The organism is Plantactinospora sonchi, from assembly GCF_036422035.1.
Taxonomy (GTDB): Bacteria; Actinomycetota; Actinomycetes; order Mycobacteriales; family Micromonosporaceae; genus Plantactinospora; species Plantactinospora sonchi.
Map to the genome: position 1 here is coordinate 132,870 of NZ_JAZGQK010000011.1, position 15,997 is coordinate 148,866.

A 15,997-nucleotide genomic window follows, 5' to 3' on the forward strand; every position below is an offset into this window, starting at 1 on the left:
TATGGCGCCGACGATCGCCTACTTCCAGGCGCTGCTCGCTGAACACCCTGACCATCCCGTCCTGGTGTACGAGGTGGGTGGCGCCTACGACACCGCGGGCCAGGAGGAGACCGCCCGCGGCTACTACGAGCGGGCGCTCACCCTCGGCCTCGACGGCGACGTCCTGCGCCGGTGCCTGTGCCAGTACGCCAGCAACCTGAGGTGGCTGGGCGAGTTGGACGGGTCGCTGGCGGTGCTCGACCGCGCCCGCAGGCTGGCTTGTGGGTTTTGGCCCGTCGAGATCGTCGTGGAGACCGGCGACCGACCCGGTCTGGTCACCGCCTGAGGACTTGGTGCGGGCGGCGGCGCCCTCCAGTCGGTCGCGTAGGGCGGGAGCGCCGGCTCTCTTCCACGCGTGAGCACACGCCGGGCCTACGCGAACCGGGCGCTCGACGACCACCGCGTGATGCCGGGGTCAGGGAACCGGTGGCTCGGGTGCCTGCTGTGTGTGGTGGTCCAGGAGGCGGGTGAGTAGTTGCACGAACTGGTCGCGTTCGGCGGAACGCAGCGGGGCGAGCAGCTCTTCGTGGAGGTCGTCCAAGACCTTGTCCAGGCGGCGCAGATGCCGGCGGCCCTGGGCGGTGATCGTGATGACGTTGCGGCGGCGGTCGGCGGGATCCGGTGCCCGCTCGACCAGGCCACGCTCGGCCAGTTCGTTGAGAACGCCGACCATGTCGCTGCGGTAGATGCCGGTGCGCCGGCTCAGCGTCGCCTGGCTGCCGGGGCCGTACTCCTGCAACGAGGCGAGCACGGCGTAGTGCCACCTGCGGGCGTCGGCCTTGGCCAGCCCTTCGCTCATTAGCCGGTCCGACTGAGCGGTCAGATGGGACAGCAGGCGGCTGGCCCGTCGGCGCAGTCTGTCCGGCGTCTTGATCCCGCTGTCATCGGGCATGTCCGCAGCTTCGGCTGTGCTGGTCATGACGCTGATCATACCGGGGTTGTGTTAGTCGGACTAACGATGTACGTTCGTTTCCGTCATAAACGTTCGATGGATGAACGTTTGACGGATAAACGGACTTGGAGACCGTCATGACGGCCACGACACGCGCCTTCGGTACTGCGCTCATCGGCCAGATCGAGAAGGCGCTCAACACGATCCTGGACCGGCAGCTCGCCGGGACCGGCATCACCGAACCCCAGTGGGTGACCCTCACCCTGACCGTGGTCAGCGGCGGGACCATCGACCGGGCCGAGCTCATCCGCCGGGTCGCCGGTGCCACCCAGTTCAGCCCGGCGTCGGTGGCCGAGCGCATCACCGAGCTGACCGCCGCGGGGTTCCTGCGCGGCGGCGACGACGGCCGCGTCCAGGTCACCGACGAAGGGCAGGCGCGCTGGACGCAGGTCCGCACCGCGATCGGCCCGATCACCCAGCGACTGTGGGGCGACCTGCCAGCCGAGGACCTGGCCACCGCAGGCCGCGTCCTGGGCATCGTCCTGGACAGGGCCAACGCTGAGCTGGCCGGCCACTGAACCCTTCGTCTTCGGAACCCGCCACCTGACCCAAGACAACATCGCCGCCGTCCGGAATGAAAGAGGATGCCATGTCCACAGACACACTGATCGCCGACCGCATCGAGATTGCCGACCTGTTCGCCCGCTTCGCGCTCCTGCTCGACGAGAAGCGGTGGGAGGACGCCGACACCGTCTTCACCGACGATGTGACGGTGCACTCCCCGCGCGGAGGCGAACTCCGCGGCATCGACAACGTCGTCAGCTTCATGCGAAAGGGCGACGTCGAGGGACAGCACGCCCAGCACACGACCACCGACCTGCTGGTCGACATCGACGGCGACGAAGCGGCCGTCTCGGCGAACTCGCTGGTGTATTACTACCGCGACGGCCAAGCACCCCACTTTACGGGCGGCCTGCGACTGGCCGGCACCGTGGTACGGACGCCGACGGGCTGGCGAATCCGCGAACAGCGGATCACGCCCGCCTGGACCCGCGACACCTGACCTCTCGAAGGCCAAGGTCCACGTTCACGAAGGGCCGGGCGGACATCATCTGTCGGCGTACGGGTTCAGGTGCACAACGATGTACGGCTAGACGTACCTGGTTGTGCACGTGGGTCCGTACGCCGACGTCATCCCGCCCGGCCCGTCACAAAGCTGCACCTTCAGCGGTTCTGACCGTCTCCGGTGACACCACGTCGATGAACGTCGTGCCGGCGGGCCGCCTTGTCCACGACAGTCTTGGTCGTTGACGATGTGCTGCGGGTCGGACACTGAGTTCGCCGCCCGTCCAGCTTGCCCATCCGGTCGCCGTCCCGGGCCGCGCTGGTCAGGCGGTGGTGGCGACCGTGGCGACCGTGGCGAGGAGCTGGGCCAGCTCGACCGGCCTGGTGAACATGGGCCAGTGCCCCGAGTCGATGTCGACGAAGTCGAGGTGCTTGGCCTTCGCGAGTTCGGGCAGGTCGCCGGCGTTGATCCACTCCTGCGCCTGGGCGGGGGTGAACTCGGGGCAGACGAGCGTGACCGGTACGTCGTACCGGCGCTCGTCGCGCAGCCGTACCACCCCCTTGGCCACCGCCTCTGGTACGGGGTGCGCGGCGGCGGCGATCGCCTGCCGGGCCTGCTCGTCGAGGTCTGCGGCGTCCGGCCCCTCGAACGGACCCCAACCCGGGAAGGGCATCACGCCGTTCTCCACCGGGAAGAAGTCGGCATAGCGTGCCCCGTCGGCGGACGGGAAGCCGCCGATCAGGGCGACCCTGGCGACCCGCGCCGGGCGCGCGTCGGCGACCAGCCAGGCGAGGGTGCAGGCGGCGGAGTGCCCGACCACCATGGGCCGCTCCGGCACCGCGTCCACGGCGGCGAGCACGGCCGCCACCTGGTCGTCGAGGGTGGCGGACGTCGACCCGTCGCCCTGGCCGGGGAGGGTGACCGCCACCGGGCGGTGGCCGAGTTGTTCGAGCGCGGGCACGACGTCGTCCCAGGCCGATCCGTCGAGCCAGAGGCCGCCGATGAGCAGGATGTCCATGATTATCGTTCTTTCTCTCGTACGATCGCCCGGTCGCGGCACACGGTAACCCCGATTCCGGACGATCCACTGCCGGTTAAGCTCCCGGAGCGTCTAGGGTTCCCGGGTGTCCACCGAACTCAGTCCCACCGCACGGGCGCTGCGTACCCTCGAGATCCTCCAGAGCCGCCCCGGCACCACGGCGGAGCAACTCGCCGGGCGACTCGGCGTCACGGAGCGGGCGGCGCGGCGGTACGTCGGGATCCTCCGGGAGGCCGGCATTCCCGTCGAGTCCGCGCGGGGGCGCCATGGCGGTTACCGACTCCGTCGCGGGACGCGGCTGCCGCCGGTCGTCTTCTCCCAGGACGAGGCGCTCGGCCTGGTGATGGCGGCGCTGGACGGACATCCGGGGGCCGGCGACGTCGACGATCCGGTGGGGGCCGCCCTGGGCAAGGTCATCCAGGCCCTGCCCGAGGGCGTCGGCCGTCAGGCAGCCGTACTGCGGGAGCACGCCTCCGCCGCACCCGACCGGTACCCGGCCCGGCCGGATCCCGCGACCACCAGCACACTCGTCGCCGCCGTCGCGGCCCGACGCCGGGTGCGGGTCAGCTACCGGAGCGGGGCCGGCAACGAGTGGGAGGCCGAGGTGGACCCGTGGGCGGTCGTCACCCGGCACGGGCGCTGGTACCTGCTCTGCCACTCCCGACGCGCGGACGCGATCCGTACGTACCGGATCGACCGGATGCGCGCGGCCCGGCAGACCCCGGACGAGTTCACCCCGCCCGACGACCTCGACCCGGTCGCGGTGCTGGAGGAGAACCTGGGTACCGGGTGGGAGTTCACCACCCGGGTGGTCTTCGACGCGTCACCGGCCGAGGTCGCCCCGTGGATCCGGCCGCCGATGGGACGGCTCGAACCCTCGGGGGACGGCTGTGTGCTCCTCGGCAGCACCAGCAATCCGGAGATGTACGCGCAGGAGTGGTTGCCGACCCTGCCGTTCGCCTTCCGGGTGGAGGGCGGGCCGGAGTTGCGGACCGCGTTCGCGGCGCTCACGGCGCGGTTCGTCGCCGCCCTGGCCGACCAACCCCCGGCGACGCTCGCGGCGGAGCCGGGGGGCGGGCCCGGGCGGGAATCCGGTGGGCGCGCCGCGCCGACGGGTCAGGACTGACGGAACCAACCGGCCGCGTCGACCGGCAGCAGCGGGCCGTCCCCGTCGTCGACCAGCGCGGCGCTGGTCAGCAGCGGTACCCCGAACCCGCTGGTCGGTACGGGGGTGCCGCCGAGGTTGACCACGCAGACCAGGCCGAGGCCGTCGGTGGCGCCGGTACGGCGGAAGGCGAGGACGTCCGACTCGGTCGCCAGCCACTCCACCTGTGCCGCCGCCGGCAGGTCACGCCGCAGGCGCAGCGCCGCGCGGTACAGCTCCAGGGTCGACTCCGGCCGGCCCTGCTGGGCGGCGACCGAGAGCGCCCGCCAGGTCACCGGGGCCGGCAGCCAGGCCGGTGCGCCAGCGGCCGGCCCGAAGCCGTACGGCGGTACGTCACCGCTCCACGGCAGCGGCACCCGACAGCCGTCCCGGCTCTGCCCGGTACGCGGGAAGGCCGGGTCCTGGCGCAGCTCGTCGGGGAGGTCGAGCACCTCCGGCAGGCCCAACTCCTCACCCTGGTAGAGGTACGCGGAGCCGGGCAGGGCGAGCATCAGCAGGGCGGCGGCCCGGGCCCGACGCAGCCCCAGCGCGCCGTCGCCGTACCGGGTGACGTGCCGGGGCTTGTCGTGGTTGGACAGTACCCAGGTGGTCGGCGACCCGACGATCGCGGCCTCGGCCAGGGCGGTGTCGACCACCTTCCGGAACGAGTCGGCCGACCAGGTCGCGTCCAGGAAGTCGAAGTTGAACGCCTGGTGCAGCTCCTCCGGCCCGATGTAGCGGGCGAGCCGCTGCGGGGTCTCGGCCCACGCCTCGGCGACCGCCATCCGGCCGCCGGGGTAGCTGTCCAGGATGGGTCGCCAGGCACGGTAGATGTCGTGCACCTCGTCCTGGTCGAAGTAGGGGAGCCGTCCCCTGCCGAGCAGTTCGATCTGGGGCTGGCCGGTGGTCAGTTTGCCGAAGCCGACGTCCGGCAGGCCCTCAGCCTTGATCATCCCGTGTGCCACGTCGATCCGGAACCCGTCCACCCCACGGTCCAGCCAGAACCGCAGGACCTCCTCGAACTCGGCACGGACCTCGGGGTGCCGCCAGTCCAGGTCGGGCTGGGCCGGGTCGAACAGGTGCAGGTACCACTGCCCGTCCGGCACCCGGGTCCAGGCCGGACCGCCGAAGATGGACTCCCAGTCGTTCGGCGGCAGCTCGCCGGCCTCGCCCCGGCCGTCCCGGAACAGGTAGCGGTCCCGTTCGGCCGAGCCGGGCCGGGCGGCCAGGGCCGCCTGGAACCAGGGGTGGGCGTCGGAGGTGTGGTTCGGCACGATGTCGACGATGATCCGCAGGCCCATCGCGTGCGCGTCGGTGATCATCGCGTCGAAGTCGGCGAGGGTGCCGAACATCGGGTCGACGTCCCGGTAGTCGGCCACGTCGTAGCCGCCGTCGACCATCGGGGAACGGTAGAACGGGGTCAGCCAGAGCGCGTCCACCCCGAGGTCCCGCAGGTACGGCAGTCGACTCCGGACACCGGCCAGGTCACCGACGCCGTCCCCGTCAGCGTCCGCGAAGCTGCGGACGTAGACCTGGTAGACGACGGCGGACTGCCACCAGTCGTCGGCGGAACGGGGCGGCGGGGGCTGCAGGCTCATGAGGGGTCGTTCCGTTCCTCGTCGGTGCGGGTTCCGCGTCGCGCCGGCACGCGGCGATCGCCAGTGCAGGATGCCGGGCGGTTGTTGCAAGAGTCAAGCAAATCTTGCGCAAGACGACCGGGCACTGTCCGCGTCGTCGGCTCACCTGCGGGAGGGCCGGATCGGGCCCCGGTCGGCGGGTCAGACCGGCAGCGCCAGCTCGGGGGTGGCCGGCTGGGGCGCGGTCGGCGGGGCGCCGGCCGGGTCCGGCGCGGCCGACACCCGCCGACCCAGGTCGGGCGCGACCGCGGTGGAGCCACGGACCACCAGTTCAGGGCGGAAGGTGTATTCCGAGTGCGGGGCGGCGTGCCCGTTGATCTCGTCGACCAGGGCGCGTACCGCGGCGACCGCCATCGCGGTGACCGGCTGCCGCATGGTGGTCAGCGGCGGATCGGTGAAGGCCATCAGCGGCGAGTCGTCGTACCCGACGACGGAGAGGTCGGCCGGGACCGACAGGCCACGCTGCCGGGCCGCCCGGATCGCGCCGAGCGCCATCAGGTCCGAGCCGCAGACCAGACCGGTGACGCCCCGGTCGAGCAGCCGGGCGGCGGCCACCTCGCCGCCCTCCACACCGAACAGCGAGAGCTCGGCCAGGGTGTCCAGCTCCTCGTCGGCCAGGCCGACCAGCCGCTTCATCGCGGCCTTGTAACCGGCCACCTTCCGCTGCACCGGCACGTACCGGCCGGGGCCGGTGATCAGGCCGATCCGGCGGTGGCCGAGCGCCACCAGGTGGGCCACGGCGAGTTCGCCCGCCTCCCGGTCGTCGCAGGAGACGAAGGGCGCCGGGATGTTCGGTACGTGCCCGTTGACCAGTACGACCGGCAGTGGCCGGGCGATCAGCGTCCGGTACCGGGCGTGGTCGGCGGAGGTGTCGGCGTGCAGACCGGAGACGAAGACGATCCCGGAGACCTGCCGGTCCAGCAGCATCTCGACGTACTCGTCCTCGGTGACCCCGCCCGGCGTCTGGGTGCAGAGCACCGAGGTGTAGCCGGCCTGGGCCAGCCCGGACTCGATGACCTGGGCGAAAGCCGGGAAGATCGGGTTCTCCAGCTCCGGCACCACCAGCCCGACCAGGCCGGCGCTGCGCTTGCGCAGCCGGGCCGGCCGCTCGTAGCCGAGCACGTCGAGCGCGGTCAGCACGGCCTGCCGGGTCTCCGGTGCCACCCCGGGGCGGTCGTTGAGCACCCGCGACACCGTGGCCTCACTCACTTCGGCCTGGGCGGCGATGTCGGCCAGTCGTGCGCGCATGGCCGAACTTTAACTTATCGGCAAGTTCTTGCGTAGAGCCTGCAAGCTCTTCCATTGGCTGCAACGTCTTGCTAACGTCCCGGCAACACGCAGCCCCACGTCCCGGCACCACGCGGCAGTCCAGACACCCCGCAGCAGCAGCGGTCACGAGCGGCAGCGGCGCGGTTCCGACGCCGGATGGAACAAGTCAAGAGTTTCCCCCACTCGGCCGGTCGCCGCGAGCGGCGGGCCGGTCATGATTGACAGGAGTACCGATGCGCATCCGTACCGCGGGTGTGGTCGCCGTCTTCGCCCTGGCGCTGGCCGCTGCCGGCTGCGGCGGTGACGGCGAGCCCGCCACCTCCGAATCCCCGAAGGCCACCGGCGGCAAGCTGGTGATCTGGGCCGACGACAAGCGCACCGCCGCGCTCAAGCCGTTCACCGACAAGTTCGGCCAGGCCAACGGCGTGACCGTCGAGGTGCAGGCGATCGCCAACGACGTCCTGCAGACCAACTTCGTCACCGCGTCCCAGCAGGGCAGTGGTCCCGACGTCGTGGTCGGCGCGCACGACTGGATCGGCAACCTGGTCCAGAACGGCGCGATCGAGCCGGTGCAGCTCGCCGCCACGCAGAAGAGCGCCTTCAACCCGGTCGCCATGAAGGCCGTCACCTTCAGCGGCCAGACGTACGGCGTGCCGTACGCGATGGAGAACCTGGCGCTGATCCGCAACACCCAGCTGGCCCCGGAGGCCCCGGCGACCATCGAGGACCTCGTTTCCACCGGCAAGCGGCTCAAGGCCGAGAAGAAGGTCAGCGAGGTGCTCTGCCTGCAGGTGGGGCAGAACGGCGACGCGTACCACATCTACCCGCTGTACAGCTCGGCCGGCGGCACCCTCTTCGGCACCAGCGGCAACGGCGACTACGACCCGAAGAACCTCGGCGTCGGCACCCCGGAGTCGGTCGCCGCGTTCAAGAAGATCGCGGCGCTCGGCGAGAAGGGTGAGGGCGTGCTGAAGCGCTCGATCACCGCGGAGAACTCGATCTCGCTGTTCACCGGCAAGAAGTGCGCCTACCTGGTCTCCGGCCCGTGGGCGACCAGCGACGTCAAGAAGGCCGGCATCTCCTACGACGTCACCGCCGTGCCCGGGTTCGCCGGGGCCAAGGAGGCCCAGCCGTTCGTCGGGGTGCAGGCGTTCTACGTGGCGGCCAAGGGCCAGAACAAGGCCGTGGCGCAGGAGTTCGTCGCCAACTACGTCTCCACGCCGGACCTCGCCGTGGCGCTCTACCAGGCCGACCCTCGCCCGCCGGCGCTGACCGCGGCCCTCGACCAGGTCAAGGGGACCGACCCGGACCTGGCGAAATTCCTGGACGCGGGGAAGAACGGTGCCGTGCTGCCGGCGATCCCGGCGATGGCGGCGGTCTGGGACCCGTTCGGCAAGGCTGAGGCAGCGGTGATCGGCGGTGCCGACGTGGCCAACACGATCACCTCGGCCGGCAAGACCATCGCGGGCCAGATCAAGTAGCCAGGCGATGGAGAACCGTGAGTTCAGTGCGGGGCCGGCCGAGCCGGCCCCGCACCACGGGGCCGGACCGGGCCACGACACCGACGGACCGGGCCACGACACCGACGGCACGTCGGCCGGTCGGCAGCCGCACGGCGGGCCGGCGGATCGTCGGCCGGGCCGCCCGGCCGGCGCGTCCGGCACCACCGTGACCGGGCTCGTCGTCAAGGTGGTCCTGCTCGGACTGACCATCGGAATCGCCGCCTGGGCGGCCTTCCCGTTGGTCGACGCCGAGGCGTGGGTCGGGCTGGCGATCCTGGTCGGCACCACGGCCGGCCTCTGCTACCTCTACCTGACCCGGCGGCACATCCCGGCGAAGTACCTGGTCCCCGGCACCCTTCTCCTGCTGGCGTTCCAGGTCCTCCCGGTGCTCTACACGGCGAGCACCGCCTTCACGAACTTCGGCGACGGGCACCGGGGCAGCAAACAGGACGCCATCGTCGCGATCCAGACCGCCTCGGTGACCCAGGTACCCGGCTCCACCGAATACAGCCTCGCCGTCGCCACCACCGGCGACCCGGCGACCGGCCCACTGGTCTTCCTGGTCACCGACCCGGCCACCGGCGCCGTCTCGGCCGGTGACGCCAGCGGACTGCGCCAGCTCCCGACCGACGAGGTCACGGTCGCGGCGGGTGGCCGGGTCACCGCCGCCGACGGCTACACCCTGCTCACCATCGGGCAGGCCGGCGCCCGCAGCGAGGAGATCACGAACTTCGCCGTACCGACGGCCGGCGGCGCGATCCGCTCCTCGGGGCTCTCCCGCGCCTACGAGGGCCGGGCACTGCGGGCGTACGACGCGGGTTGCGACTGCGTCCGCGACCGCGAGAGCGGCAAGACGTGGACCGCCGACGGGGAACTCGGCGCGTTCGTCGCCGCCGACGGGGAACGGCTGGCCCAGGGCTGGAAGGTCGACGTCGGCCTGCAGAACCTGACCCGGGTGGTCACCGACCCCGACATCTCCGGCCCGTTCCTGCGTACGCTGCTCTGGAACCTCTTCTTCGCGGTCGCCTCGGCCGGCGGTACGTTCGCACTCGGGCTGCTCTGCGCGCTGGTGCTGCACTCGCCCCGGATGCGGGGCCGCAACCTCTACCGGGTGCTGCTGATCCTGCCGTACGCGATGCCGTCGTTCGCGATGCTGCTGGTCTGGCGGGACATGTTCAACGCCGACTTCGGCCTGATCAACAACCTGTTCGGCTGGCACGTGGACTGGTTCGGCGGCACCTGGTCGGCCCGGTCAGCGGTGATCCTGGTGCAGCTCTGGCTCGGTTTCCCGTACATGTTCCTGGTGGCCACCGGCGCGTTGCAGGCCATACCGGCGCAGTTGACCGAGGCGGCCTCGGTCGACGGGGCGTCCCCCTGGCAGTCGTTCCGGCGGATCACCCTGCCGCTGCTGCTGGTCGCGCTCTCCCCGCTGCTGATCGCGTCGTTCGCGTTCAACTTCAACAACTTCAACGCGATCTACCTGACCACCGAGGGCGCGCCGTTCCCCGCCGACAACAGCACGATCGGCGCGACCGACCTGCTCATCACGTACACCTACCGGCTCGCGTTCGGCGGGCAGGGCGCCCAGTACGGCTTCGCCGCCGCGATCTCGATCTTCATCTTCGCGCTGGTCGCGGTCATCTCGGCGGTGACCTTCCGGCGGACCCGGCAGCAGGAGGAGGTCTACTCGTGACCGCAGCGCCCCCGGTCGGCCGTCCCGTGGCCGCCACCTCGACCGTCGGTCCACCCGCCGGCAGCCGGCGTCCCCGCCGGTCCTGGCTGCGTCAGGTCGGCTGGCGGCACCTGGTGGCCCTGCTCGCCGTCGGGTTCAGCCTCTTCCCGATCGTCTTCGTGGTCTCCGCGGCGCTGAACCCGCTCGGCACGCTCAGTTCGACCGGGCTGGTGCCGACCGGTGGCGTCTCCGGGGAGAACTTCGTCAACCTCTTCGACCGGACCGCGTTCGGCCGCTGGTTCCTCAACTCGGTGCTGATCGCCGGGCTGGCGGCGGCGGCCTCGGTGTTCCTCTCCGCGCTCGCCGCGTACGCCTTCTCCCGGATGCGCTTCCGGGGTCGCCGGGTGGGGCTGCTGTCGCTGCTGCTGATCCAGATGTTTCCGCAGTTCCTGGCGATCGTGGCGATCTTCCTGATCTTCAGTACGGTCACCGACCTGTGGCCCGAGGTCGGCTTCAACACGCCGTTCGGACTGATCCTGGTCTACCTCGGCGGCGCGCTCGGGGCGAACACCTGGCTGATGAAGGGCTTCTTCGACACCCTGCCGAAGGAGATCGACGAGTCGGCCACCGTGGACGGTGCCACACACGCCCAGATCTTCTTCCGGATCATGCTGCCGCTGGTGACGCCGATCCTGGCGGTGACCGCACTGCTCTCCTTCATCACCACGATCAACGAGTTCCTGGTCGCCAGCGTCTTCCTCACCGACACCGGGTCGAAGACCCTCGCCGTCGGCATGTACGGGCTGATCGACGGGGAGCGGAACAACAACTTCGGGATCTTCGCCGCCGGCACCCTGCTGACCGCGGTCCCGACCGTGCTGCTCTTCCAGTTCCTGCAGCGCTACATCGTCTCCGGTCTCGCCGCCGGGGCGGTGAAGGGATGAGCGGCGGGCACGGGCCGCCGGACCCCGCCGGCCTGCTGGACCTGCCGCACCACGACGGTTCGGCGCGGTACGTGCCGGAGCAGGCCCCGACGCTCGGCGACACGGTCGACGTGTTCGTCCGGGTACCAGTCGGAGCGCCGGTCCGGCGGGTCTTCGTCCGGACCACCCCGGACGGCGAGCCGCACTTCGCCGCCGCGACGGTCGACCGGCGGGCCGGCCGCGACACCTGGTGGCGGGCCGAGGTGGAGGTCCGCAACCCGGTCACCAACTACCGCTTCCTGCTCGACGAGCCGGGCGGCAACCGGTGGCTCACCGCGCTCGGCGTGGTCGGCCACGACGTACCGGACAGCACCGACTTCAGGTTGGTGGCGTACGACCCGCCGCCGGCCTGGGCCCGGGACGCGGTCGTCTACCAGATCTTCCCGGACCGGTTCGCCCGGTCGGCCCGGTCCGCCCGGCGGGCCCTGCCGGACTGGGCGATCCCCTGCGACTGGGACCGGACCCCGGTGGTCGGCAGCGGGCCCGAGACGCCGTACCAGTACTACGGCGGTGACCTGGACGGGATCGCGGAACGGCTGGACCACCTGGACCGGCTCGGCGTCAACACCGTCTACCTGACTCCGTTCTTCCCGGCCCGCTCCAACCACCGGTACGACGCGGCCAGCTTCGACCGGGTGGATCCGCTGCTCGGCGGCGACGCCGCGCTGGCCCGGCTCGCCGACGCGGTGCACGCCCGGGGCTGGCGCCTGCTCGGCGACATCACCAGCAACCACACCGGTGACGGACACGAGTGGTTCGTCGGCGCCTCCTCGGCGGTGCGCGCACCGGAGCGGGAGCTGTACTACCTCGACGACGTCACCGGCGACTACGAGTGCTGGAAGGGCGTCAGGACGCTGCCGAAGCTCAACTGGGGGAGCGCCGAGCTGCGTCGACGGTTCACCGAGGGACCGGAGGCGGTGCTCCGGCGCTGGCTGCTCCCGCCGTACGGGCTGGACGGCTGGCGGGTCGACGTGGCGAACATGACCGGCCGACGCGGCCGAGACGCGTACACCCACGAGGTGGCGGCACTGCTGCGGGCCGCCGTGGTGGCGACCCGACCGGACGGGCTGGTCGTCGCCGAACACGGCCACGACCACACCGGTGACCTGGACCGGGACGGCTGGCAGGGGACGATGAACTACACCGGGTTCACCGACCCGGTGTGGAGTTGGCTGCGCGCCGACGACAGCGGGGCGGCCGACGGTCACGGCACCGTCGACGGCGACCGTTCCGGCGGCGTCACACTGCCGAACTTCCTCGGGGTGCCGGGCGGCATACGACGGCGGGACGCCGGGTCGATGGTCGCGACCATGAACGCGTTCCGGTCACTGGTGTCCTGGCGGTCGTACGTCCACTCGTGGCAGTTGCTCGGCTCGCACGACTCGGCCCGGATCCGCACCGTGGTCGGGGACGCCGCCCGTCAGGAGGTGGCCGTCGGGCTGCTCGCGACCATGCCGGGCACCCCGATGATCTTCGCCGGGGACGAACTCGGACTCTCCGGGGTGAACGGCGAGGACTCTCGTACCCCGATGCCCTGGCACCGGCCGGAGAGCTGGGACCTGGCGACGTTCGAGGCGTACCGGTCGTTGCTCGCACTGCGCCGGGCCGCCCCGGAACTGCGGCACGGTGGGCTGCGCTGGGCGTACGTCGACCCCGACACGCTGGTCTTCCTCCGCGAGACACCGGGCGGGGCGCTGCTGGTGCTCGCCCGCCGGGCCGCCGGAGCACCGGTACGGCTGCGCGGCCTGCCGACCGGCGACCACGGGTACGCCGACAACCTCCACGGCGGCGCCCCGACCGTACGCGCCGACGGCGACGGGGTGGTGACGCTGCCCGGGGACGGCCCGACGTTCCAGGTGTGGCGGCTGTCCTGACCCGGGAGTCGCTCAGCGGGCCGGCGGGGCGAGGACCTCGCGCATCCGGCTGATCTCGACGGCCTGTTCGAAGGCGATGTTCCGGGCCAGTTCCCGAATCTGCTGGTTGACCCCGGCGGTCAGCACCTCCTGCGCCATCGAGATGGCGCCCTGGTGGTGCTCGGTCATCATCTCGACGAACCTGCGGTCGAAATCGGTGCCGGTCGTCGCGGCCAGGGCGGCCATCGCCTCCGGGGTCTGCATCCCGTGCATGGCCTGCGGGTCGTGGCCACTGTGGCCGGTCGGCCCGGGGTTGAAGCCACGGTCGCGCAGCCAGCTCCGCAGCACCTCCACCTCCGGCTGCTGCGCCGACCTGATCCGGTCGGCGACCGCGATCACCCCGGCGCTGCCGGCCCGCTGCGGGACCAGGGCCGCCATCTCCAGGGCCTGCTCGTGGTGCGGGATCATCATCTGGACGAAGCGGAGGTCGGCGGTGTTGTGCGTCGGCCCGGCCCCGGGCGTGACCTGGCCGGGGTCCAGCACCTGGGCCGTCTCGCCGGGTCGGCCGGGCTGGAGGACCGGTGCCGTCGGACCGCCCGGCGGCGGGGTCGTCGTCGGCGCCGCCGCGCTCGTCGTGGGCGTGACCGGGCGGGCGGTCGTACCGGGTTCGTCCGTGCCACCGGCGACGAGGGCGGTGGCACCGGCCAGCAGCACCGCGGCCACCTCGACGAGTACGACGAGCAGCACCGCGCGCGAGCGACCGTCCCGGATCATGTTCTTCGGCAACACAGCGTGACTCCCGTCCGCCGCCGGCCGGTCGCGGCGTAGCCGGGGCTCTCCCCTCAAGATCGTATGCTGTGATCCCGGTGGTTGGCCGATGTTAGCCCGACCGGATGTCGACCGGAAGCGTCCTGCCCGGTGGGGCGTCGAGGTCAGCGGTGCCGGCCGGTGGGGCCGAGGTGCGGGTCCACCATGGCCCGTACCCCGGCGAGGTAGGTGTGGCGGTCCGGCCCGGCGGAGAGCAGCCGCTGCAGCGCGTAGCCGGGGACCAGCCCGATCAGGACCGCGCCCACCGCCTCGGGGTCGGCGTCCGGTGGCAGCTCACCGGAGTGCACGGCCCGTCGGGCGAGCGTGACGTAGTGGGACCGGAGTCCGGCGTACATCCGCGCGACGAAGTCGGCCAGTACCGGGTCGCGCAGTGACTCCGACCAGACCTGTACGGCGAGTCGGAACGCGCCGTCCGGCCCGAGTTGGGAGTCGACGAACTCGAGCGCCCTGTCGACCACGTCCAGCAGGGGTGGCGGGGGCTCCGCCCTGGCGAGGGTCTCGAACAGTTCGTCCGCTCCGTCGAGCACCGACTCGGCGATCGAGGTGACGAGTTCGTGCTTGCTGCGGAAGTACCGGTAGACCGCACCGACGGACAGCCCGGCCTCGTTGATCACGTCCTGCATGGAGGTCGCGTGGAAGCCGTTGCGGAGGAAGCAGACTCGGGCGGCGTCGAGGATCTGCTGCCGCCGGGCGGCCAGGTGTTCGTCGGAGACGCGGGGCACGCCACATTGTAAAACGAGGATTCGTTCTTGACGGCGCGGCGCCCGGAGGAGGAACCTGGGCTTTAAGAGAGCGAGTATTCGTTTTAAGAGGAGCCCGGGAATGACCCGACCCGTCGTCCTGTCCCGTCCCCGATCGCCGCTCGCGGTGGCCGTACTGGTCGCCGGCCTGGCGGTGCTGCTGCAGTCGCTGCTCGTACCCCTGTTCGCCGGTCCCGCCGCGGACCTGGCCCCCCGGGACCTGCCGGTGGTGGTCGCCGGGCCGGCGCCGGCCGCCGACCAACTCGCCGGGCGGTTGACCGCCGCCGCGCCACCGGGCAGCTTCGACGTCATCCGGCTGCCCGACGGCCCGGCCGCCGACCGGGCGTTGCGCGACCGCGAGGCGTACGCCGCCCTCGTCGCCGGCCCGGACGGACCGACCCTGCACACCGTGACCGGCGGCAGTCCCACGGTCGCGGCACTGCTCACCCAGGCCGCCGGGGCGCTCGCGACCGACCGCCCGGTCCGGGTGGTCGAGATCGTCCCCGCCGACCCGGACGACCCCCGGGGTGCCGGCTTCGCCGCCGGGTTCCTGCCTGTCGCGCTGACCAGTCTGCTGGCCGGCGCCCTGCTCACCCTCCTGGTCACCAGCCGGATCGCCCGGCTGCTCGGGCTGGTCGGCTTCGGGCTGCTGGCCGGCGTCGCCGGGCCGCTGGTGCTGCAGGGCTGGCTCGGCGTGCTGCCCGGCGACCACCCGCGCAACGGTGCGGCCATCGGGCTGACCGCGCTGGCCGTCGCGGCCACCGTGACCGGGCTCGGCACGACACTCGGCCGGGCCGGGCTCGGTCTCGGCGCGGTCCTGGTCTTCCTGGTCGGCAACCCGCTGTCGGCGGTCTCCGCCGCGCCGGAACTGCTGCCGCAGCCCTGGGGCGCGGTCGGCCAGTGGCTGCCGGTCGGCGCCGGCGGCACGCTGCTGCGGTCGACCGCGTTCTTCGACGGAGCCGGTGCGACCACGTCGCTGCTGGTCCTGGCCGGCTACGCCGGTATCGGGTTGCTGCTCACCTGCGTCGGACGGGCCCGGCCGGTGCTCGGGCCCAGCGGCCCGGGGTCGGATGCGACCGCCACCCCGGACGGCCCTGGGCGGGACCGGCGGTCGGGCATGACGGCCGGGGCCGGCGGCTGAGCGGGCTTGATGGCCCGGGGGTGGCGGCTGAGCGGGCTTGATGGCCCGGGGCCGGATCACCCGCTCTGGGCGGTCAGGCTTGATCCCGTCGCGGGCGATCCGGCCCCGGGTCCGGGTCGTTCCGGATCGGGATCCAGCGCCGCCTGAACCCGTTCTCGGCCGGGCCGGCTGTTCCGGGCGGGCCGGTCGGTG

General features: G+C 72.0%; 15 protein-coding genes. 9 read left to right on the plus strand and 6 right to left on the minus strand.

Annotated elements, in window-relative coordinates; translation table 11 throughout:
• Position 1: 1 nt before the first annotated feature.
• The gene (locus tag V1633_RS13785) at positions 2-325 is read left to right on the plus strand and encodes a tetratricopeptide repeat protein (RefSeq protein ID WP_331214675.1); all 324 of its coding nucleotides are present in this window, start codon (positions 2-4) and stop codon (positions 323-325) included.
• 129 nt (positions 326-454) lie between these two features.
• Here V1633_RS13785 and V1633_RS13790 read toward each other — a convergent pair whose 3' ends face one another.
• A complete protein-coding gene (locus V1633_RS13790; RefSeq protein ID WP_331214676.1) occupies positions 455-958 on the minus strand; it encodes a MarR family winged helix-turn-helix transcriptional regulator in 504 nt (167 codons plus the stop codon).
• Positions 959-1,068: 110 nt separating this feature from the next.
• On the opposite strand from V1633_RS13790, the gene V1633_RS13795 reads away from it, so the two are divergent.
• Both V1633_RS13795 and V1633_RS13800 read left to right on the plus strand, forming a co-directional pair.
• A complete protein-coding gene (locus V1633_RS13795; protein WP_331214677.1) occupies positions 1,069-1,509 on the plus strand; it encodes a MarR family winged helix-turn-helix transcriptional regulator in 441 nt (146 codons plus the stop codon).
• 71 nt (positions 1,510-1,580) lie between these two features.
• Positions 1,581-1,994: a nuclear transport factor 2 family protein gene (locus tag V1633_RS13800; RefSeq protein WP_331214678.1), complete on the plus strand. Its 414-nt coding sequence runs from the start codon at positions 1,581-1,583 to the stop codon at positions 1,992-1,994.
• Positions 1,995-2,319: 325 nt separating this feature from the next.
• On the opposite strand, the gene V1633_RS13805 is transcribed toward V1633_RS13800, so the two are convergent.
• The gene (locus V1633_RS13805) at positions 2,320-3,015 is read right to left on the minus strand and encodes an alpha/beta fold hydrolase (RefSeq protein ID WP_331214679.1); all 696 of its coding nucleotides are present in this window, start codon (positions 3,013-3,015) and stop codon (positions 2,320-2,322) included.
• 106 nt (positions 3,016-3,121) lie between these two features.
• Here V1633_RS13805 and V1633_RS13810 point away from each other — a divergent pair, with 106 nt between their 5' ends.
• Positions 3,122-4,162, plus strand: a complete 1,041-nt coding sequence (locus V1633_RS13810) for a helix-turn-helix transcriptional regulator (protein WP_331214680.1) — start codon at positions 3,122-3,124, stop codon at positions 4,160-4,162.
• On the opposite strand, the gene V1633_RS13815 is transcribed toward V1633_RS13810, so the two are convergent.
• On the minus strand, positions 4,153-5,778 hold the full coding sequence (locus tag V1633_RS13815; RefSeq protein ID WP_331214681.1) for a glycoside hydrolase family 13 protein: 1,626 nt from the start codon (positions 5,776-5,778) through the stop codon (positions 4,153-4,155). The two genes, V1633_RS13810 and V1633_RS13815, sit on opposite strands and share 10 nt — an antisense overlap.
• A gap of 180 nt (positions 5,779-5,958) precedes the next feature.
• Complete coding sequence (locus V1633_RS13820; RefSeq protein WP_331214682.1) at positions 5,959-7,065, minus strand: LacI family DNA-binding transcriptional regulator; 1,107 nt, start codon at positions 7,063-7,065, stop codon at positions 5,959-5,961.
• Positions 7,066-7,319: 254 nt separating this feature from the next.
• On the opposite strand from V1633_RS13820, the gene V1633_RS13825 reads away from it, so the two are divergent.
• Genes V1633_RS13825 through V1633_RS13840 form a run of 4 tightly spaced genes read left to right on the plus strand, consistent with a single transcriptional unit; the run spans position 7,320 to position 13,117 of the window.
• Positions 7,320-8,567 (plus strand): sugar ABC transporter substrate-binding protein, encoded by a 1,248-nt coding sequence (locus V1633_RS13825; protein WP_331214683.1) that lies wholly within the window; start codon positions 7,320-7,322, stop codon positions 8,565-8,567.
• A 7-nt stretch (positions 8,568-8,574) separates the two neighbouring features.
• Positions 8,575-10,281 (plus strand): ABC transporter permease subunit, encoded by a 1,707-nt coding sequence (locus V1633_RS13830; RefSeq protein ID WP_331214684.1) that lies wholly within the window; start codon positions 8,575-8,577, stop codon positions 10,279-10,281.
• Between the two features lie 26 nt (positions 10,282-10,307).
• Positions 10,308-11,204: a sugar ABC transporter permease gene (locus V1633_RS13835; RefSeq protein ID WP_407952016.1), complete on the plus strand. Its 897-nt coding sequence runs from the start codon at positions 10,308-10,310 to the stop codon at positions 11,202-11,204.
• On the plus strand, positions 11,201-13,117 hold the full coding sequence (locus V1633_RS13840; protein WP_331214685.1) for an alpha-amylase family glycosyl hydrolase: 1,917 nt from the start codon (positions 11,201-11,203) through the stop codon (positions 13,115-13,117). Before V1633_RS13835 ends, V1633_RS13840 begins: the two co-directional genes overlap by 4 nt.
• 12 nt (positions 13,118-13,129) lie before the next feature.
• Here V1633_RS13840 and V1633_RS13845 read toward each other — a convergent pair whose 3' ends face one another.
• Positions 13,130-13,885, minus strand: a complete 756-nt coding sequence (locus V1633_RS13845; RefSeq protein WP_331214686.1) for a DUF305 domain-containing protein — start codon at positions 13,883-13,885, stop codon at positions 13,130-13,132.
• A 143-nt stretch (positions 13,886-14,028) separates the two neighbouring features.
• Positions 14,029-14,646 (minus strand): TetR/AcrR family transcriptional regulator, encoded by a 618-nt coding sequence (locus V1633_RS13850; RefSeq protein ID WP_331214687.1) that lies wholly within the window; start codon positions 14,644-14,646, stop codon positions 14,029-14,031.
• A 100-nt stretch (positions 14,647-14,746) separates the two neighbouring features.
• On the opposite strand from V1633_RS13850, the gene V1633_RS13855 reads away from it, so the two are divergent.
• Complete coding sequence (locus tag V1633_RS13855; protein WP_331214688.1) at positions 14,747-15,805, plus strand: hypothetical protein; 1,059 nt, start codon at positions 14,747-14,749, stop codon at positions 15,803-15,805.
• Positions 15,806-15,997 lie beyond the last annotated feature (192 nt).